At 70.1% G+C, this 22,370-nt stretch carries 20 protein-coding genes; 7 read left to right on the top strand and 13 right to left on the bottom strand.

Features of this window, described 5'->3' with window-relative positions; all coding sequences use genetic code 11:
* Positions 1-139: 139 nt before the first annotated feature.
* Positions 140-1,978, top strand: coding sequence for an ABC transporter ATP-binding protein (locus tag OOT46_RS00485; protein WP_265401609.1), 1,839 nt, complete (start codon positions 140-142; stop codon positions 1,976-1,978).
* Between the two features lie 99 nt (positions 1,979-2,077).
* On the opposite strand, the gene OOT46_RS00480 is transcribed toward OOT46_RS00485, so the two are convergent.
* Positions 2,078-2,461 (bottom strand): hypothetical protein, encoded by a 384-nt coding sequence (locus OOT46_RS00480; protein ID WP_265401608.1) that lies wholly within the window; start codon positions 2,459-2,461, stop codon positions 2,078-2,080.
* Between the two features lie 210 nt (positions 2,462-2,671).
* Here OOT46_RS00480 and OOT46_RS00475 point away from each other — a divergent pair, with 210 nt between their 5' ends.
* Complete coding sequence (locus tag OOT46_RS00475) at positions 2,672-3,910, top strand: phospholipase D-like domain-containing protein (RefSeq protein ID WP_265401607.1); 1,239 nt, start codon at positions 2,672-2,674, stop codon at positions 3,908-3,910.
* A 33-nt stretch (positions 3,911-3,943) separates the two neighbouring features.
* Here the strand turns inward: OOT46_RS00475 and OOT46_RS00470 are convergent, their stop codons facing one another.
* Together OOT46_RS00470 and OOT46_RS00465 are read right to left on the bottom strand one after the other, a co-directional pair.
* A complete protein-coding gene (locus OOT46_RS00470) occupies positions 3,944-4,999 on the bottom strand; it encodes a UDP-glucuronic acid decarboxylase family protein (protein ID WP_265401606.1) in 1,056 nt (351 codons plus the stop codon).
* Positions 5,000-5,093: 94 nt separating this feature from the next.
* Positions 5,094-5,912, bottom strand: a complete 819-nt coding sequence (locus tag OOT46_RS00465; RefSeq protein WP_265401605.1) for a mechanosensitive ion channel family protein — start codon at positions 5,910-5,912, stop codon at positions 5,094-5,096.
* A gap of 176 nt (positions 5,913-6,088) precedes the next feature.
* Here OOT46_RS00465 and OOT46_RS00460 point away from each other — a divergent pair, with 176 nt between their 5' ends.
* Both OOT46_RS00460 and OOT46_RS00455 read left to right on the top strand, forming a co-directional pair.
* Positions 6,089-7,246: a glycosyltransferase family 4 protein gene (locus OOT46_RS00460; RefSeq protein ID WP_265401604.1), complete on the top strand. Its 1,158-nt coding sequence runs from the start codon at positions 6,089-6,091 to the stop codon at positions 7,244-7,246.
* Positions 7,203-7,781: a phosphatase PAP2 family protein gene (locus tag OOT46_RS00455; RefSeq protein WP_265401603.1), complete on the top strand. Its 579-nt coding sequence runs from the start codon at positions 7,203-7,205 to the stop codon at positions 7,779-7,781. The genes OOT46_RS00460 and OOT46_RS00455 overlap by 44 nt, the downstream gene beginning before the upstream one ends.
* Here OOT46_RS00455 and OOT46_RS00450 read toward each other — a convergent pair.
* Together OOT46_RS00450 and OOT46_RS00445 are read right to left on the bottom strand one after the other, a co-directional pair.
* Positions 7,709-8,605 carry a polysaccharide deacetylase family protein gene (locus tag OOT46_RS00450; protein ID WP_265401602.1) on the bottom strand — a complete coding sequence of 299 codons (897 nt, stop codon included), beginning with the start codon at positions 8,603-8,605 and terminating at the stop codon, positions 7,709-7,711. The genes OOT46_RS00455 and OOT46_RS00450 overlap by 73 nt on opposite strands.
* The gene (locus tag OOT46_RS00445; RefSeq protein ID WP_265401601.1) at positions 8,605-9,738 is read right to left on the bottom strand and encodes a glycosyltransferase; all 1,134 of its coding nucleotides are present in this window, start codon (positions 9,736-9,738) and stop codon (positions 8,605-8,607) included. The genes OOT46_RS00450 and OOT46_RS00445 overlap by 1 nt, the downstream gene beginning before the upstream one ends.
* A gap of 730 nt (positions 9,739-10,468) precedes the next feature.
* Between OOT46_RS00445 and OOT46_RS00440 the strand changes: the two genes are divergently transcribed.
* The 3 genes from OOT46_RS00440 (at position 10,469) to OOT46_RS00430 (ending at position 13,982) form a co-directional block, all read left to right on the top strand.
* The gene (locus OOT46_RS00440) at positions 10,469-11,407 is read left to right on the top strand and encodes a DUF4142 domain-containing protein (RefSeq protein WP_265401600.1); all 939 of its coding nucleotides are present in this window, start codon (positions 10,469-10,471) and stop codon (positions 11,405-11,407) included.
* An 11-nt stretch (positions 11,408-11,418) separates the two neighbouring features.
* Positions 11,419-12,537 carry a DNA topoisomerase IB gene (locus OOT46_RS00435; RefSeq protein WP_265401599.1) on the top strand — a complete coding sequence of 373 codons (1,119 nt, stop codon included), beginning with the start codon at positions 11,419-11,421 and terminating at the stop codon, positions 12,535-12,537.
* A 173-nt stretch (positions 12,538-12,710) separates the two neighbouring features.
* Positions 12,711-13,982 (top strand): Glu/Leu/Phe/Val family dehydrogenase, encoded by a 1,272-nt coding sequence (locus OOT46_RS00430; protein WP_265401598.1) that lies wholly within the window; start codon positions 12,711-12,713, stop codon positions 13,980-13,982.
* A 16-nt stretch (positions 13,983-13,998) separates the two neighbouring features.
* Here the strand turns inward: OOT46_RS00430 and OOT46_RS00425 are convergent, their stop codons facing one another.
* From OOT46_RS00425 to OOT46_RS00390, 8 genes are read right to left on the bottom strand one after another with little or no spacing between them, the layout of a single operon-like run.
* A complete protein-coding gene (locus tag OOT46_RS00425; RefSeq protein WP_265401597.1) occupies positions 13,999-14,961 on the bottom strand; it encodes a glycosyltransferase family 4 protein in 963 nt (320 codons plus the stop codon).
* Positions 14,948-16,066 (bottom strand): glycosyltransferase family 9 protein, encoded by a 1,119-nt coding sequence (locus OOT46_RS00420; protein WP_265401596.1) that lies wholly within the window; start codon positions 16,064-16,066, stop codon positions 14,948-14,950. The genes OOT46_RS00425 and OOT46_RS00420 overlap by 14 nt, the downstream gene beginning before the upstream one ends.
* 11 nt (positions 16,067-16,077) lie before the next feature.
* Positions 16,078-17,091 carry a radical SAM protein gene (locus tag OOT46_RS00415; RefSeq protein ID WP_265401595.1) on the bottom strand — a complete coding sequence of 338 codons (1,014 nt, stop codon included), beginning with the start codon at positions 17,089-17,091 and terminating at the stop codon, positions 16,078-16,080.
* Between the two features lie 12 nt (positions 17,092-17,103).
* Positions 17,104-18,078, bottom strand: coding sequence for a glycosyltransferase family 2 protein (locus tag OOT46_RS00410; protein ID WP_265401594.1), 975 nt, complete (start codon positions 18,076-18,078; stop codon positions 17,104-17,106).
* The gene (locus tag OOT46_RS00405) at positions 18,075-19,823 is read right to left on the bottom strand and encodes a carbamoyltransferase (RefSeq protein ID WP_265401593.1); all 1,749 of its coding nucleotides are present in this window, start codon (positions 19,821-19,823) and stop codon (positions 18,075-18,077) included. Before OOT46_RS00405 ends, OOT46_RS00410 begins: the two co-directional genes overlap by 4 nt.
* Complete coding sequence (locus tag OOT46_RS00400; RefSeq protein WP_265401592.1) at positions 19,820-20,968, bottom strand: glycosyltransferase family 9 protein; 1,149 nt, start codon at positions 20,966-20,968, stop codon at positions 19,820-19,822. Before OOT46_RS00400 ends, OOT46_RS00405 begins: the two co-directional genes overlap by 4 nt.
* Positions 20,946-21,590, bottom strand: coding sequence for a D-glycero-alpha-D-manno-heptose-1,7-bisphosphate 7-phosphatase (locus OOT46_RS00395; protein WP_265401591.1), 645 nt, complete (start codon positions 21,588-21,590; stop codon positions 20,946-20,948). Before OOT46_RS00395 ends, OOT46_RS00400 begins: the two co-directional genes overlap by 23 nt.
* Positions 21,581-22,339, bottom strand: a complete 759-nt coding sequence (locus OOT46_RS00390) for an SDR family oxidoreductase (protein ID WP_265401590.1) — start codon at positions 22,337-22,339, stop codon at positions 21,581-21,583. The genes OOT46_RS00395 and OOT46_RS00390 overlap by 10 nt, the downstream gene beginning before the upstream one ends.
* Between the last annotated feature and the right edge of the window lie 31 nt (positions 22,340-22,370).

Below are 22,370 nucleotides of genomic sequence, written 5' to 3'. Positions count from 1 at the left end.
CGCGACACCACGTCGCCCCGACCGTCTGTCGGAAAGTGCCTGACAACTTCTCTGGCCCAGCCCCGACTGTTGCCGCTTCGAGACGATGCCTACAGTGGCCGGCATTGCCACCAAGGCCTCCTTTCGAACGCCCATCGCAATGAGCCAGTCCGCCGTCCTCGAATCCACCGGCATCGCCGATCTGTACCGCCGCGTCTGGCACTACGCCGACGGCGTGCGGCTGCGCTGGACGCTGGCCATGGGCCTGCTGGTCAGCTCCCAGCTGATCAAGCTGAGCGTGCCCTGGCTGGCCGCCCAGGCCATCAACGCCATCCAGACCGGCGGCATGGCCGGCCTCACCCGTGCCGGCTGGTGGATCGCCGCCATCATCGGCGTCTACGTCGGCGCCTGGTGCATGCATGGCCCCGGCCGCGTGATGGAACGCTCGGTCGGCGTGAAGGTGCGCCGCGGCGTCGCCGACGCGCTCTACGGCAAGCTGACCCGCGTGCCGCTCGCCTGGCATGACAAGCACCATTCGGGCGATGTGCAGCACCGGGTCGACCAGGCCAGCCACGCGCTGTTCGATTTCGCACAGAACCAGTTCATCTACCTGCAGAACGCCGTCAACCTGCTCGGCCCGCTGATCGCGCTGAGCCTGCTGTCCCAGATGACCGGCGGCATTGCCATCGTCGGCTACGTGCTCGTGGGCCTGGTGATCGTGCGCTTCGACAAGGCGCTGATGGTGCTGGCCTCGCAGGAGAACCGGGCCGGCCGCCGCTATGCCGCGGGCCTGCTCGACTTCGTCGGCAACATTTCCACCGTGATGAGCCTGCGCCTGCAGGCCGCCTCGCAACGCCTGCTGGACAAGCGCCTGATGGCCGTCTTCGCCCCCTTGCGCCGCACCATCGTGCTGACCGAGTTCAAGTGGTGTGCGGTCGACCTGCTGACTCTCGCGCTGACCTGGGGCCTGGTGGTGAGCTTCGCCTGGCAGGTCGCCGGTGCCGGTTCCACCCTGCTGCTGGGCAGCCTCTTCATGATCTATCAGTACGCCAACCAGGCCGGCGGCGTGGTCGGCTCGCTGGCCTCCAACTACCAGAACTTCGCCCGCATCCGCACCAACTTCGCCGCCTCCACGCCGATCTGGGACGCTCCCGAACGCGCCCACACCGGTCCCGAGATCGAGCCCGGCTGGCAGCGCATCGCGCTGGCCGACATCAGCTACAGCCACGCCGGTGCCGATGCGGACCGCGGCGGCCTGAAGCACCTGTCCTTCACGCTGGAACGCGGTGAGCGCGTGGCGCTGGTGGGCCCGAGCGGCTCGGGCAAGAGCACCCTGCTGCGTGTGCTGGCCGGCCTCTACGACGCGCATCACGGCCACTACGAGGTGGACGGTGTCGCACAACTGGGCCTGCGCCACCTCGGCGGCATCTCGACCCTGATTCCGCAGGAAGCCGAGATCTTCGAGGCCAGCGTGCGCGAGAACATCACCTTCGACATGCCGACGCCCGAGACGGCAGTGGCGCAGGCGGTGCACGTCAGCGCCTTCGATGCGGTGCTCGACCGCCTGCCGATGGGCCTGGAGACGCCGATCTCGGAGCGCGGCTTCAACCTCTCCGGCGGCCAGCGCCAGCGCCTGGCGCTCGCCCGCGGCGTGCTGGCCGCGAGCCGCAGCTCGATGATCCTGCTGGACGAGCCCACCAGCGCGCTCGATCCGCTGACCGAACTGCATGTGCATCACCGCATGGAAGACGCCTTCCCCGACGCGACCATCGTCGCCTCGGTGCACCGCATGAGTCTGCTGGCCCACTTCGACAAGGTGGTGCTGATGGCGGCCGGCCGGGTGGTGGACGTGGGCAGCGTGGAGAAACTGCTGGAGCGCCAGCCGATGTTCGTCGAGCTCTACCGAGGCGCTGCGGCAGCCGAGGCAGCCCAGAATGCGGACGGCGTGACGGTGCAGGCGGCCGACCAAGCGGCCAACGAAACCACCATCGCCGCCTGAGAGAGGCAGCGCCGCCTCGCGCGGCGCCCCGCTGTGACCGGCCCGCCGTGCGGGTCGGTCACTTTTGCTTCATTGGCCAGGCACCCGGCCGGTCCCTCCTCAGCGCGGCAGCGACATCCCGCGCTCGCGGGGCGGGTTCATGCCGCTGCCGCCGTCCCGCGCCGCGCCGCTGTCGCGCTCGGCGCGCTCGTCGAGGTCCAGCACCTGGCGCACGCAGTCGGCCCGCGACTCGCGGGGCCGGCTGGTGCAGTGCGAGAGGGCGGTCGGCGCCTGGGTTTCGGCCCGCTCGGTGCTCGACAGCTTGGGTTGCGAGCGCTCGGCCTCGTTGCCGCCGGCCTGCCGGACCGCGTCCGGCTGGGTCACCGGCGGCGGCAAGGTGTCCGGAGCCGGCCGGCTGCCGGGCAGGCTGCCGGGACTCGTCTGGGCGTGGGCGCCGCAAACCGCGGCGATCCAGAAAAACGCTGACATCAGGTGGCGTCTCATCTCGGCTCCTTCCTTTTGAACGAAGACGGGAAGCCGCCCGCACGCACGCCGGCAGCCTTCCCCAGCCCGGGATGGCAAGGCCCGTGCCGGAGGGTCGGGCACATCGCTTGCTGACAAGCTCGAACGCTGACTGTGCAGTCTTCCCTTATGCCTTCCACCCGTATGGCTTCCGGTGCCTGGCATCCCGCCCGGCCCCCGCGTCTCAGACCCATGCCACCCCTGCCCGGAGGTCGGCCGCGTGCCGAGGCGGCGCCGGACAGCCCACGCGCCGACGGCGGCGAGTTGAGGCACCTGGCTCGGCACGTCACCACCCTGGCCAATGCGCTGGACCAGCCGGTCACCCCTGGCAACCGGGTCGAACTGCTGCTCGAGGCGTCCGCGACCTGCAGGGCCATGTTGCAGGCCATCGCCGCCGCGCGCAATCACATCAACATCGAGTGCTGCCTCCTGGAAGTGCCCGGCGTGGCGCAGGAGTTCGCGCGCCGGCTGGTCGACCGCCGGCGCGAGGGGGTGCGGGTCAACCTTCTTTATGACGGCTGCGGCGCGCGCGGCCAGGACTGCGAGTGGCTGGAAACACTGCGGCGCGCGGACGTCCAGCTGTGTGAATACAACCGGCCCACCGGCTGGCAGCGGGCCCTCGGCAGCCAGCCGCCGTCGCTCGAGCGGCGCAAGCTGCTGATCGTCGACGGCCGCATCGCCATCACGGGCGGCTGCGAGGCCGCGGCGCTGGTCCGCGCCGAAGCCCATGCCGGAGAGGCCTGGCTCGACACCCACCTGCGTGTGGAAGGGCCGGTGGTGGCCACCCTGCAGCGCCTCTTCCTCGACCACTGGTGCAGCGCCCGAGGTGCCGCGGTGCAGAAGGCGCGCTACTTTCCCCCGCTGGCGGCAGCCGGCGAGCACCAGGTCGCCATTGCCGCAGGCGACGCGGGCCGCCGCCGCCACCCGTATGGCAGCGCGCTGTTGCGAGCGATCGACTCGGCCGAGCAAGCTGTCCACCTGTTGGCCGCCTCGGGCCCCTTGCCCTCGCGGCGCCTGCAGCGCGCGCTGGCGGAGGCGGCCCGGCGCGGTGTGGATGTGCGCGTGGTGTTGCCCGGCCCGACCCGCGCCGACCGGCCTGCCCTGCAGGGGCGTGAACGGGCCTTGCTGGACGCCGGCGTGCGCCTGTTCGAGCGCCGCGCCGAACTGCCCCGGGCGGCGCTGGCCCTGGCGCTGATCGACGGCGTCTGGGCGACGGTGGGCTCGGGGCCATTCGACGGCTCCCGGCTGCTGCGACCGGGCGCCGACGCCAAGCTGGTGGTGCTGGACCACGGCTTCGGCGAAGCCGTCGAGGCGGTGTTCCTGCAGGAGCTGGGCCGCAGCCGGGAGCTTCGTGCGGAGCCGGGCTCCGTCGACGGCTGGCAGGCCCGCACGCTGGCCTGGCTGACACAACGGCTCGGTCCGCTGCAGTAGCGCCAGGGGCAAGCCCCTGCCCGGCTCGCCGCTTCAGGCCAGGCGCTGCGCGGCCAGCTGCGAGGCCGCCTGCGCGGCCACCAGCCATTCGGGCGCCAGCTCCTCGCCGTCCTCTGCGCCCGCGGCGGCGGGCAGGGACACCACCGGCCGACCGGTGTCGAGCAGGTGGCGGAAATAGGCGATGGTCTCGCGCAGCCCGTCCTCCAAGGTGACGCTCGGCTGCCAGTCGAGCAGCGTCTTCGCGCGACCGATGTCGGGGCAGCGCCGCCGGGGGTCATCGGCGGGCAGCGGCCGGTGCACCAGGCGTGAGCGGCTGCCGGTCATGCGCAACACCAGCTCGGCCAGCTCCAAGACCGTGCTCTCGTGAGGATTGCCGAGGTTGAGCGGGTCTTCGACCTCGCCGTCCATCAGGCGCAGGATGCCTTCGATGAGATCGTCGACATAGCAGAAGCTGCGCGTCTGCTCGCCCCGGCCGTAGATGGTGATGTCCTCGCCGCGCAGGGCCTGCACGATGAAGTTGCTCACCACACGGCCGTCGCCGGGCTGCATGCGCGGGCCGTAGGTGTTGAAGATGCGGGCGATGCGCACCGGCACGCGGTACTGCCGGTGGTAGTTGAAACACAGGGTCTCGGCGCAGCGCTTGCCTTCGTCGTAGCAGGCGCGCGGACCGAGGATGTTGACGTGCCCGCAGTAGCTCTCGACCTGCGGATGCACCTCCGGGTCGCCGTACACCTCGCTGGTGGAGGACTGGAAGATGCGCGCGCCGCAGCGCCGCGCCTGCTCCAGCATGTGGTGCACGCCGACCACGCTGGACAGCGTGGTGTGGACCGGATCGCGCTGGTAGTGCTCGGGGCTGGCCGGGCAGGCGAAATTGAAGATGCGGTCGGCATCGAGCGAGATCGGCTCGACCACGTCGTGGACCTTGAGACCGAAACGCGGGTGCCTCGAGAGGTGCTCGATGTTGCGCGGCGAACCGGTGCAGAAGTTGTCGAGGACCAGCACCTCCTGTCCGGCCTGGATCAGGCGGTCGACCAGATGGCTGCCGAGAAAACCGGCTCCGCCGGCGACCAGGATGGGGCGTGGTGTCATGACAGCTTTCGCAGTAGTCGTGCTCACGCACCAGCAGCAATCGATATGCCGCCTTCAAGCGATTTGAAGAGCCGGGCGGCTCTCGCCAGGCCGCTCAGGCGTTGTTGATGCCGTGCGCCCGCAGCTTGGCGCCAATCCCGAAGTTGAGCTCACTCGTAAGCAGTTGCCTCGTGCATTCGCGCGGCTGGTACCACACCAGCAATTCAAAACTCATCGCGCCGCCACCGAGCGACAGCAGAAAGACCGAGGGCGGCGGCTCGGCCATCACCTGGGAGTTGTCCGCCGCGGCCTCCAGCAGCAGCTGCCGCACCAGCGTGATATCGCTGGCGCCGGCGACGTTGACCGGCACCCGCAGGCGCACCGGGCTGGCGAGGTAGACCAGGTTCACGACGTTGTCGATGATGAAACGCTGGTTGGGCACCAGGATGGTCACGTTGTCGTTGGTCACCACCGTCGTGCGGCGGGCGCCGATGTCATGGACCACACCCTCGATGTTGGTCAGCTCGATGCGGTCGCCGACCTTGATCGGCCGCTCGAACATGATGATCAGCCCGCTGATGAAGTTGCTGAAGACGTTCTGGAGCCCGAAACCCACCCCGACACCGAGAGCACCGGCGACGACGTTGAAGGCGGTGAGATTGATGCCGGCGGTCTGCAGGATGACCACGAAGCCGATGATCAGCACCAGGTAGCGCACGATGGAGCCGATCGCCTGGCGCGTGCCGAGGTCCATCTGGAAGCGCACCAGCACCCGCGCCACCATCCAGCGCTTGAGCGTCCCGGCGGCGAAAAACAGCAGCACCACTGCGAAGGCGAGCTGCAGCAGCGACAGCGCCGTGAAGGTGGTGCCGCTGAAGGAAAACAGCCTGATGTCGTAGGCGCTCAGGCGAGCGAGCCAGAGATCCAGGTTCACGCATGCCCCCCGTTGAGGAAAACCCACCGGGCCGGTGCAGCAGGTCTCATGCCCCCGCCTGTCATCGCTCTGTCGCAATGTTTTGCCTCACTTCGGGTCTGGAGCTCCTGCTGCCTGGCGACAGGACGGGCACATCGCTTGCCTAACACCTCGGGCGTCTTTCCCAGGGGTCCACCGTGCGCATCGCCTACATCACCGAAACCTATCCGCCGGAACTCAACGGGGTGGCTCTCACCGTCGAACGCAGCGTCGGCCACCTGCGGGACGCATCGCACGAGGTCGAACTGGTGCGGCCGCGCCAGCCCCACGAGGCCCCGCGCGACGACCGTGAGGAGTGGCGCACCGCCGGCCTGCCGATCCCGATGTACCGGGATCTGCGCTTCGGCCTGGCCCTTGGCCGCACGCTGAAGCAGCGCTGGGAGCGCAGCCGGCCGCAGCTGGTGCATGTCGCGACGCCGGGCCCGCTGGGTTGGGCAGCGGTCCGTGCAGCGCGCTCCCTGCGTCTGGCCGTCACCAGCGACTTCCGCACTAATTTCCATCAATACAGTCACTATTACGGACTGGGCTGGTGCGAGAGCCTCGTGTGCGGCTACCTGCGCCGCCTGCACAATGGCGCACACCGCACCTTCGTGCCGACTTATGCGGTACGCCGCGGCCTGGCCCGCCAAGGTTTCGAGCGGCTCGCCGTGGTGGGCCGAGGCGTCGACACCGAGCGCTTCTCGCCCGAGCAGCGCAGCCAGGCCCTGCGTCGGCAGTGGGGCGCGGGGCGGACCACGCCGGTGGTGCTTTATGTCGGTCGGCTGGCCGCCGAGAAGAATGTTCCGCTGGCGCTGCAGGCCTTCGAGGCAATCCGGGCGCGCCAGCCCCACGCACAGATGGTGGTGGTCGGCGACGGTCCGATGCGCAGGCGCTGGGAGAACGCCTTTCCGGCGGCCCGCTTCGTCGGCCCGCTGCGGGGCGCCGAGTTGGCCGAGCACTACGCGTCGTCCGACATCTTCCTGTTCCCCAGTCTCAGCGACACCTTCGGAAATGTGGTGCTGGAGGCCATGGCTTCGGGTCTGGCGGTCGTTTCCTACGACTGCGGAGCGGCCGGCGAGCACCTCGAGGACGGCGAAAGCGGGCTGCTCGTGCGGCCTGGCCACGAGGCCAGCTTCGTCACCGCCGCCTGCTCGCTGGCCGCCCAGCTGCCGCAGTTGCGCTGGATGCGCGAAGCGGCCCGACGCACCGCGCTGGAGGCGACGTGGCGCTCGGTCTTGACACGTTTCGAAGCCCACCTGCTGGACGCCGCGCATGCAATGGAAGCCACGCACCCACGGGCCGCTTGCCCGGCTTGAGGCGAGCGGACTGCGGCAGCGCTGCGCGCTGTGGGCTCAGCATGACCTGTTGTGGACCCGCCGCCTGCACCGCGCCGCGAACCACCGCTCGCTGGTGCTGCTGCTGGCGCTCGTGAGCCGGCTCGGCAACGGGGTGCTCTGGTATGCAGGGATGGCCTTGCTGCCGCTGCTGGGCGGCTCGCGCGGCTGGGCCTGCTCGCTGCGCATGATGGCGCTGGGACTGCTCAACCTCACGCTCTATCTGCTGCTCAAGCGCTGGGCCGGCCGGCCCCGGCCGTTCGTCGCCTGCGCCGACATCCGCGCCTGCACCCGGGCGCTCGATCAGTTCAGTTTCCCGTCGGGCCACACGCTGCACGCGGTGGCCTTCTCGGTGGTGCTGCTGCAGTACTACCCGCTGCTGGCAGTGGTGCTGGTGCCCTTCACCCTGCTGATCGCGCTTTCGCGCGTGGTGCTGGGCCTGCACTACCCCAGCGATGTCCTGGCCGGCGCGGTGATCGGCGCGTTGATGGCGGCCGGCGTGCTGAGGCTGTTCTGAGCGGCGAGCGCCGGGGCCACCAGCGGCGGCGCGAGCGCCGCCTCCTCGACAGGATGCCAGTAGGTCGCCGGCAGGGTGTTGGCGCAGGCGCTGTCCTGCCACTGCCGCACGAACTCGGCCACCGTCATCGCGCGGCGGTACTGCAGATGCCAGGCCAGCAGCTTCTGCCACGAACGCCGCACCCAGAAGTGATCGGCGTCGTGGGGGTGTAACTCGAAGCGCACCAGCAGCTGAGAGTCCTGCCCCGCCTGGTAGAGCGCGTTGTTCCAGCAGATCGAGGCCAGCCGCCGCCAGCCCGCGCGCGTCGAGTAGACGACGCTGGGGCTGTTGATGGACTGGCGCTGCGGCAGCGTGTAGATCTTCCGCAGCGTGCTGGTGTAGCTCAGCGGGATGACCGACAAGGCCTCCCAGGTGCCGGGACTGAGCAGCCAGGCCGGCGCCACGAAGCCGTAGAGCGGCCAGCGATTGGCCTGGAACCAGCGCAGCCCGGCGACCAGGCGCTGGGTCGCCGCCTCGCGGCTCAGGTCGGCGAATTCGCCTTCGCCGGCGGTGTACCACTGGCGCCGCAGCCGGTCGATCGGACCGGCCGGCGTGCCATCGTCCTGGTGCGTGTAGCCGTGCAGGGCGAGTTCGTCGCCGCATTCATGGCGCTGCGTCAGGGTCTCTTCGAATTCGGGGGTGCGCGGCGCTCCGTGGTAGCGCGGCACGGCCAGCAGGGTCAAGGGAACGGGCGCGACTTCGCCCACGGCGTCGATCACCCGTTGACACGCTGCCCAGGTACTGGGCGCGACGTCGTGGAGCACGACACAAAGACTCGGTTCCATCAAGCCTCCGTTTGGGATGAGAGCGACAAGCTGGGCACCGCCGCCGCACGCCGCGTGAGCAGGCGGTGGTAGCGGGCCATCAGGGAGGGCATCACGCTCGACCAGTCGTAGGACTCGGCCCTGGCGCGTGCCGCGCGAGCCAGGACCTGGCGGTCGCGGGAGAAACAGGCTTCGATCGCCTGCGCGAAATCGTCGGCATGCGGACGGTCGACACCGATGCCCACCTGCTCGTCGACCAGTTCCGCCAGCCCTTCCGCCTTGCGCGCCACCACGGGCAGGCCGCAGGCGAGCGCCTCGAGGACCGCCAGGCCGAAGGTCTCCTGGTCGCCGGCATGCACAAAAGCGTCGGCGCTGGCCAGCACGCGTGCCAGGCGCAGGCTGTCGTGCTCGAAGCGCCTGACGATCACACGCGGCCCGCTGGGCGGAGTGGGCCCGGCACCGAGCGCCAGCAGGACATAGGGCGGGCCGAGCCGGGCCACCGCGCCGCACAGCAGGTCGAGGTGCTTCTCCGGCGCGAAACGCCCCGCATAAACCAGCACCCGCGCATTGGGCGGCAGCCCCAAGGAAGCGCGCCAGACGGCGTCGCTGCGCTTGGGGTGAAAGACGTGCGTGTCGACGCCCAGGGCCTGGCGCTCGACATTGGCCAGCCCGAGGTCGACCAGGTGGGCCTGCATGGCTTCGCTCGGTGCCAGCACCAGGTCGAACTGGCGGTACAGCCGCTTCATGTAGGCCCGCGCGAGCGCCGCCGCCGGCCGGCCACCGACGCGCTCGGCCATGGCGGCGAGGTTGGAGTGGCAGAAGGCGATGCTGGGGATCTGCAGCCGGCGTGTCGCATCCAGGGTGGACCACGCAAGGCGGTAGGGATCGCCCGCCTCAATCAGGTCGGGCGCGAGACCGGCCAACCTGTCGGCGCAAGCGGTTCGCTGCCACGGCATGCGGTAGCCGTGCGAAAACGGCAAGGGCACGGCAGGCATGCGGACCATCCGTTCAGTGTCGACCACCGGTGCGGCGATCGTGTGACGCCAGCCGGTGTGGCGCTGCAGCCAGGCCCGCTTGGCATGCAGGTAGCGGCGCACGCCCCCGCTGGCGGTGCTCCAGAACATCGTCACGTCGGCAAGATGGATGGTGCCCATGTCACGCTCCTGCAGCCGGCCGGACGCCCCAGCGGGCGCTCACCCCGCCGAGCAGCCTTGCACGCGGCTTGCTCGGTGAGTTCATGGAAGCTTCCCAGACGAAGTCCACCTGCCGTTGGGCAGGCAACCAGATATGGGTTTCGGTAACTGAGCGCTCAACAGCCCGCCGCGGATGGTTCATGGGGCTCCCTCTTGCAATGTGTGGCTAATGGCGCGCCATCAAGGCGCGGACCCACTTCGGGCGTCACGCAGCAGACACCCTCGGCACCCCCGAAGCACACTCGAAAGGCAAACGGTGTGCCTGCCAGACCTCGGGCACGCCACCTGCCACCTTGCTGCTGCCCGGGCCGGAGAATCGATCGGGCCTGAAAGTCAAGGAGTGCGCGATCAGACTTTTCGATGTTTCGAAGGCGCACCGGTCGAGTGAGCGCTTTCTTCACGCTCGGCCGTCGCGGCGGCCCCCCGGCCGGCCGCGGTCCGGGACGGGACAAGCCGGGTTCACGAATGCAGCTCGAACGCGGGGCGCCAGTCCGATCGGCCCGTCTAGGCAGGGGGTGAGCGCCTACCTGCAGCCCCTGCCAGGGCAGGTGGATAGCCCCGCTCCTGTGCCCCGGCAAGGCCGGCAGGAGGGTCGACATCAAGCACTTACAGACCGGCCTGGAGGCCTCGGACTGCATGCCGAAACCCGATCCCAAAACTGCCGCAGGCTGTACTTTTTTCAGGAGACCCCATGCGACGTTTCGACGCCTTGTTTCTCGCGCTGGCGACCGCAGGCCTGCTGACGCTTTCCGGCTGCGGGAAAAAGGAAGCCCCCCCGTCCACCACGGCCGACGGGCCGGCCGACAGCGCGCCGCAACCGGTGCCCACGCCGACCGGGCCGACTTCGACCGGGGCGGCGGGCAGTCCCTCGGACACCGGCACGGCGGGAGCGACCGGTACCGGGCCGACCGGCGGTTCGGCCGATGCGGCCACCGGCACCGGCCAGGAACGCGGCGCGCAAGGCACACCGCCGGCCGACTCTCCGGGCGGCGCGCGGGGTGACACCCGTCGCGCCGATGCGGGGGCCGGCACAACGATGGACCGCAGCACTGCGGCGCCCGCAGCCAGCGGTGCTGGAGCAGGCGCCGACTCCCCGCGAGCGAACCCGGCACGCAACAACCTGCTGACCGGCGGTGTCAGCGACACGGCCACGCCGGCGCCCTCGCCGGCCACCACCGACCCCAGCGCGCTGGCGCTCGAAGACCAGAACTTCATGACCACCGCCGCCAGCTCTGCGCTCTACCAGATCGATGCAGCGCGAGCCGCCGGCGAACGCGCAGGCAGCGCGGAGGTCAAGCGGTATGCCGCGACCTTGTTGAAGGACCACACGGCAGCGCTCGACGAGTTGCGCGCGCTGGCCGCCAGAAAGAAGGTCGCGCTGGCGTCGGAGGTGCCGGCCGGCCGCCGTCCTGCACTCGACCAGTTGCTGAAGGCCAAGGGGACCGAGTTCGACCGCGGCTTCGTGCAGACGGTGGGCATCGACAACCACAAGACTGACATCGGGCTGTTCGAGAAGACCGCCGCTGGGGCAAAAGACGCCGAGGTGAAGGCCTACGCCGCCAAGATGCTGCCGGCCTTGCGCGAGCACCTCGCCGCGGCGCAGAAACTACCGCGCGCCTCGGGGGGCTGAGGAGCCAGGCCATGGGAGTCGTGACTGCGGCCCTGCCCGCCGGAGACAAAACCCCGTCGAGGCGCCGGGCGGCCAAGGCCGTCGGTGCGGCGCTGGCGAAGGCGCTCCAGCCCGAGCCGGTCAAGCTCGAGTACGTGACCGACACGCTGCCGGGCCTGACCCGTGTGCGGCGCGGCAAGGGCTTCGCCTACCTGGATGCGGAGGGCCGGCCGGTGCGCGACAAGGCCGAGCTGCAGCGCATTCGTCAGCTCGCCATCCCACCCGCCTATACCGACGTCTGGATCTGCCCGCTGCCCGAGGGGCACCTGCAGGCCACCGGGCGCGACGCCCGCGGACGCAAGCAGTACCGCTATCACCCGAGCTGGCACGCGCAGCGCGACGCCGACAAGTTCGACCGCATGGCGGCCTTCGGCGCCGCGCTGCCGCGCCTGCGGGCCAGGGTGCAGCGCGACCTGGCGCTGCCCGGCCTGTCACGCGAGAAGGTGCTCGCCACCCTCGTCCACCTGCTCGACACCACCTACCTGCGTATCGGCAACGACGAGTACGCGCGCACCAACGGCTCCTACGGCCTCACGACCCTGCGCGACCGGCATGCCGACGTGCAGGGCGACACGCTCAAGCTGAAGTTCAAGGGCAAGAGCGGCGTGCTGCACGAGGTCAGCGTCAGCGACCGCCGCATCGCGCGCGTGGTGCGACGCTGTCAGGACTTGCCGGGGCAGGAGCTGTTCCAGTACCTCGACGAGGACGGCGAGGTGCGCAGCATCGGCTCCAGCGACGTCAACGACTACCTGCGCGAGATCGCTGGCTCCGACTTCACCGCCAAGGACTTCCGCACCTGGCACGCTTCGACCCAGGCGCTGCAGTGGCTGCTGCCCCTGGCCGCTTCGACGAAGGCCGAGGCGCGCCGCCTCATCAAGGAGGCGCTGACTGCCGTCTCCTCGCGCCTTGGCAACACGGTCGCCGTGTGCCGCAAGTCCTATGTGCACCCTCGGGTGCTGGAGTGTTTTGTCGCCGGCACGCTGGCCGAGACCTGCCGCCCCTGCCGGCGTATCCGGGTCCCCACCCGGCTGCCCGCCGCGGAGCAAAGGCTGATGCTGTTCCTCGCGCTCTGCGGCGCGAAGCAGCCTTAGCACACCGGCCATTTGGTGCGGTGCACCAGACATGAAGCGCTATGCCACGGGGTCATGCATAAGTTGCATGACCCCGTCGGCTTTAAGGGGTCGGCCCAGCCTACAGTCTCGGTACGCGCACGGCCCACGAGGCCGGGCCAACCGAAAGAAGCTTTTCATCGAAAGGAAATGGCGTGAGCTCCTTGTCTTACGTGACGCCCTCCACCGACAGCCCCTGGGGCACCTACCTCTCGCAGGTCGACCGGGTCATCCCCTATCTCGGGCCGCTGGCACGCTGGGCCGAGACGCTGAAGCGGCCCAAGCGTGCGCTGGTCGTGGACATCCCCATCGAGATGGACGACGGCACGGTGCGGCACTTCGAAGGGTTCCGCGTCCAGCACAACCTCTCGCGCGGTCCCGGCAAGGGCGGCGTGCGCTACCACCCCGACGTCACGCTGGAAGAGGTGATGGCGCTGTCGGCGTGGATGACGGTGAAGAACGCCGCGGTGAACCTGCCCTACGGCGGTGCCAAGGGCGGCATCCGGGTCGATCCCAAGCAGCTGTCGCTGAAGGAAGTCGAGAAGCTGACGCGCCGCTACACCAGCGAGATCGGCCTCATCATCGGCCCGCAGCAGGACATTCCCGCCCCCGACGTCAACACCAACGCCCAGATCATGGCGTGGATGATGGACACCTACTCGATGAACGTCGGCGCCACGGCGACCGGTGTCGTCACCGGCAAGCCCATCCACCTGGGCGGCTCGCTGGGCCGTGTCAAGGCGACCGGCCGGGGCGTGTTCGTGACCGGGCGCGAAGCGGCCCGCCGCATCGGCCTCAATCTCGACGGCGCGCGTGTCGCGGTGCAAGGTTTCGGCAACGTGGGCAGCGCGGCGGCCGAGCTGTTCGTCGGGGCCGGAGCCAAGCTGGTCGCGGTGCAGGACCACACCGGCAGCATCGTCAACGCCAAGGGCATGGACATGGCCACGCTGATGCACACCCTGCACACCGACGGCGGCGTGGGCGGCTACAGCCAGGCCGAGCGCGTCGACAACGAGTCCTTCTGGGACGTCGACTGCGACATCCTCATCCCGGCGGCGCTGGAAGGCCAGCTCACCGCCGACCGCGCCAACCGCACCAAGGCCAAGCTGGTGCTCGAAGGCGCCAACGGCCCGACCCTGCGCGCGGCCGACGACGTGCTGCAGGAGCGCGGCGTCCTGGTGGTGCCGGACGTGATCTGCAATGCCGGCGGCGTGACGGTCAGCTACTTCGAATGGGTGCAGGACTTCTCCAGCTTCTTCTGGAGCGAGGACGAGATCAACGTGCGGCTCGACAAAATCATGGTCGACGCCCTGAAGAAGATCTGGGACACCGCCGAGCGCCATCGCATCTCCCTGCGTACCGCGACCTTCGCGGTCGCCTGCGAGCGCATCCTGATGGCGCGCCAGGAACGCGGGCTCTACCCCTGAGCCCCGCCCTCGGGCTTCAGCCGGCGACGCTCCGGAACACATCCAGCCAGTCGTCGACGAAACGCTCGATGCCGAAACGCTGCAGCGCGGTCTCGCGCGCTGCAGCGCCCCACTCGCGCGCTTCCAGCGGATCGGCCAGCAGGCGCTGCATCGCCTCGACGAGCCGCTGCGGACGTGTGTCGATATAGCCGTTTTCACCGTTGCGGATCACGCTGACCAGCTCGGTGGTGGCCAGCCCGACGATGGGCAGGCCCACCATCATCGCCTCGATGATGGACAGGCCCAGGCTGGTGTAGCGGATCGGATTGAAGAAAAAGCGGTACTGCGCCATCACCTCGGCAAGCCGGTGGTTCTCGACCTCGCCGAGCCCGCCGATGTCCTGCAACTCGGAGGCGCCCATGCCCACCAGGCTTAGCGGCACCGCCTGCCGCACGTGGCGGTAGACGTCCAGCCCGAGGCGGCGGCCACGCCGCTGCAGGTTGTTGACCACCACGATGCCTTCGGCCTTCTCGCCGCTGTAGCGCGCCGGTCTCATCAGCTTCACGCCGTGCTCGACCACCCGGGTCGGCGTCACGCCGCTGTCCCACATCAGCGCGTTGAAGGGCGTGCAGTGAACCAGCATCACCTCCCGGTCCTGCACCCAGTGCCGGGTGTTGGTCGGGTGCTCCTGGGGCGGGTCGTGCTCCAGGTAGATGCGCGGCAGGCGCTGCTGCGCCGGGCTCAGCAGCTGGTGCTGGCCGACGTCCCAGGCATCACGCGACTGGAACAGCACCACGTCGAACTGCAGGTCGCGGATCTGCTCCGCCGGTGCCTCGAAGACGTTGTCGCCCCATGGCAGCGTGCCACTGCGGCCGGTGTGGTGCGGGGAGCGTGTCGCGTCGGTGACCAGGTAGAAGTCGTGCGGCACCTGGGTGAGGTACCAGAGATAGTTGCCGTGCACGTGCCAAGTGAGGATCCTGAGCCGCTTACTGCGGGACATGGGCGTTTGCTCCTGAGGACAAGGTGTGCCGGGCAGCGGCGATGACCGCCTCCGGGGTGATGGCGAGCGCGCATTCGTGCGCACTCGGGCAGAGTTCATGGCTGCAGGGGCGGCAGGCGACGTCGCCCCACAACACCCGGTGCAACTGCGCGTCCATGCGCTGCCAGCGCTGCACCTCCCCGCCGGAGCTGACCACCACGCTGGGCGAGCCCAAGGCCACGGCGACGTGCGAGATGCCGGTGTCGTTGCTGAGCACCAGCCGCGCTCCCTCGATCAGTGCACCGAGCTCCCACAGGCTGGTGCGGCCAACCAGGTTGGTCGCGGGCGCCTGCATCGCCGCTTGCAGCTGGGCCGCGAGCGGCGCCTCGGAAGCGGTGCCGGTGATCACGATATGCAGCCCCTGGGCGGCCAGCGCATCGGCAACCGCGGCAAAACGCAGCACCGGCCAGCGCCGCGAGCGCAGCTGCGCGCCGGGGTGGACACAGACATAAGCGCCCTGCGGCGCTTCCGGCCAGACGCGCCGCAGGCCGGCGCGGTCCTCATCGCGCAGCGGAAACTCCAGCTGCTCGCCGCGGCGCGGCAGCCCCAGCCGCTCGACCACCGCCAGCAGGCGCTCGATCTCGTGGCCGCCCTCGGGCCAGGGTGTGAACAGCTGCTCGTCGGGGCACCAGGCGCCGGGCTGCCAGAAGCCGGCCATGCGGCGGGCGCCGAAGCAGGCCACCAGCGTGTTCGCGATGCCGCCGCTGCCGTGCAGCTGCACCGCGAGGTCGGCGCGGCAGGCCTGCACCTGCTCCAGGAAGTCCGGCCAGGCCGCCATGTCGGCGGGGAGCTCGGGCAGCGCCGGGTGGCCGGGGAAGGCGATGAAGTCGTCCACCTGCGGCAGCCGCTCGGCCAGGCTGCGCGCCCAGGGCAGGCTCACCAGGGTCAGCTTTGCCTCCGGGTAGGCGGCCTTGAGCGCGCGCAGCGCCGGCACCGCGCACAGCAGGTCGCCCAACATCAGGGCCCGGAACACCAGGATGCGCCGCACGCCGGCGGCCGGCAGCACGGGCTGCGTCGGCCCGGGCACCGGCAGGCTGCGCGAGACCGAGGTGTGCGCCCTGTCCATCGCGCTCGACCTCAGAATGCGCCGTGGTACAGCGCGCAGTGCCGGCACACCGGAGGCGGCTGCTCGCTCTGCAGCTCGGCGCGAAAGCGCTGCGCCGCCTCGCCGTGCCAGCGCGCCGTCAGGCCCTCCTCCAGCACATTGCCGAAGCTGGCGCGGTCGGGGGTGGCGACCATGCAGCAGGGCAGCATGTCGCCGCGCGCGGTCAGGTAGAGCTGATCCCAGGGCCAGCTGCAGCCGCGCGCCCCGGGTTTGGCGGACAAGCGCGGCAGGTGCAGCGTGACGCCCAGCGCAGCGGCCAGCCGCGAGGCATGCGCAAAAACCTGGATGGCATGCGGCCGGTCGGAAGCGACGAGCTCGGCCTGCTCGACATAGTCCCGGATCGGGATGTAGCGCTCCGGCAGGTCGGGCTGCTCCAGGTCGCTGGAGAGCCGTTGCACCAGCACGTCTCGCACGCCGACGCGCTGCGCCAGCCGCAGCACCGAGGCCAGTTCGTCAAGGTTCTGGCGCATCAGCACCATCACCAGGCGCACTTGCAGCCGTGACCCGGCGGCTTCACGACGGGCCTGCGACAGGCGTTCCAGGTTGCGCACCACCTTGTGGAAGGAGGCCTTGACCCGGATCGCCTCGTAGAGCTCACGGCGCGCCGCGTCGATCGAAACCGACAGCGTGTGCAGGCCGCTGCTGACGCAGCGTGCAGCCCGCTCGGGCGTCAGCAGGGTCAGGTTGGTGTTGGCCGTCACGCGGATGCCCCTGGCCACCGCCAGCTCCACCATGTCGAAAAACGCCGGATTGAGCATGGGCTCGCCGAGGCCTTGCAGGTGCAGCTCCTCGAGCTGGGGCAACTGCTCCAGCAGCCGCTCGAACTGCGCCAGGCTCAGCATGCCGCCGGCGTCGGGCCGGTGCGTGACGGTGCACATGCGGCAGGCCAGGTTGCAGCTGCCGGTCGGCTCGATCTGGGCAAAGCGTGGCAGCGGCGGCGCCAACGGAGCGAGCGGGCCGGGGACAGCGGCGGTGGCAAGGGGCATGGACGGCGAACCTCAGATGAAGGGCACGCGAAAGCGCACGGCACCGGCGATGCGCCAGAACACCGACAGGAAGGGGATCGCCACCGAGGTGACCACCATCTCTGCGACGTGGCGCGGCTCGTGCGAGGTGTGGCGCAGGCGTTGCCAGGCGAAGGCGCCGATGAAACCCAAGGCCACCATCGCCAGCAGCATGGCCAGCACCGGCGAGCCGCCCAGCCCGGCGATCAGCGCACCGATTGCGCAGCTCACGATCAGGTAGTAACGCCAGGGCGGCAAACGCCGGATCAGTTCGCGGTAGTGGCGCGGGTGTTTTTTGTAGAGCAGCGCGTCGAAGAACATATTGGCCTGCTGCGACAGGCTGATGCCCCAACGGGCCGGCCGTACCGGGTGGATGACCAGCGCCGCCGGCACCGGGTCCACGGTGCCGAAACGCTGCAGCAGCGAGAAGTAGAGGTCGGCGTCCTCACGCCAGGCGCGCTTGAAGCGCTCGTCGAATCCGCCCACCGCCTCCAGCGCGTCGCGCCGGACGAAGGCGTTGGCGGTGACGAACTCGGCGTCCTCCAGCCCGCGGGTGTTTTTCTCGTGATCGGTAGGGTGGTCCGAGATCGGCACCACCACCCGGCCCCAGGCCGCCGCGCGGTCCATGGTCATCGCCAGCATGCCGTAGCGCAGCCAGTCGCGATCGGGGATGGTGTCGTCATCGGTGAAGGCAATCACCGGCGATTCGGCGGCGCGCCATCCTCGGTTGCGCGCCGCGGCCGGGCCGCGGGTGCCCTCGGGGCGCAGGTAGCGGATCTCGGGCGAGCCGCGCGTCAGCTCGGCGATCTGCGCCACCGCGGCCTCGGTGTCGTCGGTCTGGCCGTCGTCGACGACGATGACCTCGTAGGCGGTGGGCTCGAAGCTCTGGTCCACCAGGGCTTCGAGGCAGCGCAGCAGAAGTTGCGGTCGTTTGTAGGTGGGGATGACCACCGACACACGAAGCGTCATGCGTTTTTCTCCAAAAGGAAGGACCCGATCACCAAGGCGTCCAGCGGGGTGCTGTAGAACGCGTTGATGGCATCGCGCGGCGTGCACACGACCGGCTCGCCGCGCACATTGAAGGAAGTGTTGACGAGTACCGGCACGCCGGTCAATGTCGCAAAGGCCTTCAGGAGATCGTAGTAGGGCGGGTTGGTGTCGCGCCGCACCGTCTGCACCCGCGCGGTGTGGTCGGCATGGCAGACCGCAGGGATCCTGGCTGCCTGCCCGGGCAGCACGTCGTAGATGAACAGCATGAAGGGCGCCGAACCGCCGTTGGCCGCGGCGGGGGTGAACCAGTCGGGCAGGTCGTCCTCAGGCACCACCGGCGCCACCGGGCGGAAGTCCTCGCGGTCCTTCAGCTCGTTCAGGCGCGCCTGCATGCCGGGATCGATCGGCGAGGCCAGGATGGAACGCGCGCCGAGCGCCCGCGGCCCGAACTCCATGCGGCCCTGGAACCACCCGATGACGCGATTTTCTGCCAGCAGCCGGGCGGTCTCGCCGGCGACGTCGTCGAGGCGGCGGTAGGGCAGCTTGGCCCAACGCAGCAGTTGCTCGACGGCCGCGTCGTCGTAGGCCGGGCCCCAGTAGGCATGCTCCATCTTCCAGGTCCGCGGCGCCAGCGCCGCGCTCCCGCCGGCGCGCTCATGCGCGTCGATCCACAACGCCGCGCCCAGGGCGGTGCCGGCGTCGCCCGCGGCCGGCTGCACCCACACCTCGTCGAAGATGCCGGCGTCGCGTACACGCGCGTTCATCACGCAGTTCAGCGCCACGCCGCCGGCCATCGCGAGCTGGCGTTCGCCGCTCGCCTGGCGCAGCCAGCGCGCCAGTTCCAGCACGCTGTCCTCCAGCACCGCCTGCAACGACGCGGTGATGTCGAAGTGGCGCTGCTCCATCGGGGCGCCGCGCTCGCGCGCCGGACCGAACAGCGCGGCCGGCTCGAAACGGGCGATCTCGTAGCGGCCGTTCTCCCGCACCCGCACCAGGTCGCGGAAGGTGTCGAGATAGCGCGGCTGCCCCAGGGCGGCCAGCGCCATCACCTTGTATTCGTCGCTCGAATGCAGGAAGCCCAGGTGGCTGGTGATGCGCTCGTACAGCATGCCCAGCGAATGCGGCATGGTCACCTCGCCGAGCGGCTCGTAGCGCCCGTCGGCATAACGCCCGTAGGTGGTGGTGGCCTCCTCGCCCCGGCCGTCCAGCGTCATCACGGCACAGCGCTCGTAGGGCGCGGCCAGGAAGGCGCTGGCCTGGTGCGAGAGGTGGTGATCGACGAAATGCCAGCGGTAGGGCCCGTCGTGCCGCACGCCGGCGAAGCGCGCCTTGAGGTGGTGCGGTGCGCCGGAGGCCAGCTGGCGCGGTGCATTGACGATGTAGCTGGCGAACAGCGGGTCCCAGACGCTCTCCCACGCTCCCGGCGCGTGGGCCGACGGCTGCATCGGCAAGCTCACCGTATCGCCCTGGACACGCTCCCGGATGAAACGCTGCGGGTCGTAGCTGTAGGCCACGTGGTCCACCTCTGCCAGCGTGAGGCCAGCCTGTGCCAGGCAGTAGTCGATCGCGTGGAAAGGCAACTCCCAGGCCGAGAAGGGCAGCGGCCGCTTGCCGTGCTTGATGCGGGTGAAACGCTCCTCCTCCGCCGCGGCGACGAGGACACCGTCGACCACCAGGGCCGCGGAGCTGTCGTGGAAGGCTGCGTTGATGCCGAGTGTGATCATGCGTAGGCGATGGGTGGTGAAGAGAGGGGGGCCAGGGCGGGCGCGGCACCGGACTCGGCAAGCAGTTCCAGGGTCGCGTCGGCGACCTGCTGCGGCTCGACCTTGCGCAGGCAATCGTTGTGGCCTTGCGGGCAGACGCTCTTGAGGCAGTTGCGGCAGGGCACGTCGTGGTTCAGCACCCGCGCCGGCACCCGCCAGGGCGTGTGCTGCGGGTTGGTCAGCGCGTACAGGTCCACCACCGGCGTGCCGAGGGCGGCGGCGATGTGCACCGGCCCGCTGTTGTTCGACAGCAGCACCCGGGCGCGCCGCAGCAGCGCCGCGAACTCGCCCAGCGACAGCAGGCCGGCCAGCGACAGCGAGGGCTGCTGCATCACGGAGCGCGCCTCGGCGACGAGGCCGGCCTCGTCCGCGCCGCCGGTGAACACGACACGCAAGCCGCTGTCGCGCGCCACGCGCTCGGCCGCGAGGCCGAAATGCGCGGCCGGGTAACGTCGCGAGGCGGCGGTCGCACCCGGGTGCACCACCAGCAGCGGCTCCTGCGGCCCGATGCCCGCGGCGGCCAGACGGGCCGACAAGGCCTGGGCATCGGCCTCCCGACAGGCGAAACGCAGGCGGTCGTCGTCGCAGTGCAGCCCGACCGCGGCGACCAGTGCGAGCTGCCGCTCGACCTCGTGGCGGATGCCTTGTGCCGGCTCGGGATCCGGCACCCAGTCGCTCAGCAGCTCATACGGGTTCTCGCGGCTGTGCGCCAGCCGCAGCGGGATACCGGCGAGACGGCACATCAGCGCCGCCGGCAGCGCACTCTGGGTGTACACGGTGAAGATCACCGCCGCGTCGAAGCCGCGCTGCTCCAGCTGCTGCAGCAGCCGCCGGTCGGCGGCCGGATCGCGCGGCGCGCTGCCCTTGGACCAGGGCGCGTCGTAGACGATGGCGTCGTCCACGTCGGCCAGGTGGGGCCGCGCGGCGGCGCCCGAGCGCGAGCACAGCAGGCTCAGGTGGACCCCGGGCAGGCTGCGCCGGACAGCCGCCAGCGCCGGCGTCGTCATCAGGACGTCGCCGAGGTTGTCCAGCCGCACCGCGAGCAGCCGCCGCACGCGGCCCCAGCGCTCGCGCACCGACTCCTCAGAGCCTCGCGGGGGTGGCATGCGCGAGGTCCCGGTTCACTGCTGCCGGCCAACCCGCCGGCGAGGACCGCAGGATCAGGCGGGCCGCCTCGCCCAGGTCGGGGGCTCGATGGTGCGGGACACGCAGCTCGGAGGTGCGCCACACCGTCTCGTTGCCGACGTCCAGCATCACGGTGCGGCAGCCGGCGCGCCGCCCGGCCTCGATGTCGTCCAGGATGTCGCCCACCATCCAGCACTGCTCCAGGTCCAGGCCCAGCTCCTGCGCCGCCTGCAGCAGCAGGCCGGGCGCCGGCTTGCGGCATTCGCAGGGCGCGCGCGAGGCGTCCAAGCCCGGCGCATGGGTGCAGGCGTAGAAGCCGTCCAGCACCAGACCGTGCTGCGCCAGGCGTTCGGCCAAAGCGTGCTGCAGGCGGGTCAGCGCGGCCATGTCGAACAAGCCCAGGCCGACGCCCGGCTGGTTGGTGATCATGATCAGCCGGTAGCCTTCGTCGGCCAGCATCTGCAGTCCTTCGACGGCGTGCGGCGTGAAGCGCAGCTGGGCGGGATCGACGTTGTAGGGCACGTTCTCGACGACGGTACCGTCCTTGTCCAGGAAAACCGCCTTGGCGAGGCCGCTGGCGGCCCCGGATTGCATCAGGGCCATGACGTCTCCAGCAGCGGCAGCACCATCAGTTCAGGAATCACCGACTCGCGCGGCATCTGCAACAGCATGCGCACCGCCACGGCGACATTGGCCGGGTCCTGCAGCTTGCTCTGGTCGATGCCCTCGAAGCGGTCCAGCAGGAAGGGGGTGCGCATGCCGCCGGCGATCAGGGTCGAGACCCGCACACCCTGCGGCCGCAGCTCCGCATGCAAGGCATGCGAGAGGCCCACCAGGCCCCACTTGCTGGCGTGGTACGCGCTCGCGTTGGGCCAGGCACGTTTGGCCGCGGTCGAGGCGACATTGACGATCTGGCCACCGCGCCCGCGGTCGCCCTGGCGGAGGGCCTCGACGGCAGCCTTGCTCATCACGAAGGGGCCGCGCAGATTCGTCGCGATGACACGATCCCATTCCTCGAAGCTCAGCTCATCGATGGATTTGGTGACGTCGGTGCCGGCGTTGTTGATCAGGATGTCGAGCGAGCCGAAATGCCCCACCGTGCGCAGGACCGCTTCGCTGGCGGCCTTGGGATCGGCCACGTCGAGGGTGATCGGCAGCGCGTGCTGGCCGGCGGCATCGATTTCGCCAGCGATCTTGTCGGCCTTGGCGCCCTGGAGGTCGGCCACCACCACACGCGCGCCCGCGGCAGCGAGGGCACGTGCGATCTCGGCGCCCAGGCCACTGCCTGCGCCGGTGACCAGGGCCGTCTGGTTTTCCAGCGAGGTCATCTGGGGAGCTGAAGCGGTTGTCATCTGAAGGGATCTCCTGGAGCGGGGTTGAGAG

The organism is Aquabacterium sp. A7-Y, assembly GCF_026153205.1.
In the GTDB taxonomy this organism is placed as follows: domain Bacteria; phylum Pseudomonadota; class Gammaproteobacteria; order Burkholderiales; family Burkholderiaceae_C; genus Caldimonas.
Note: the sequence above shows the minus strand (reverse complement) of the source record. Positions and strands in the feature narration are given on the sequence as shown.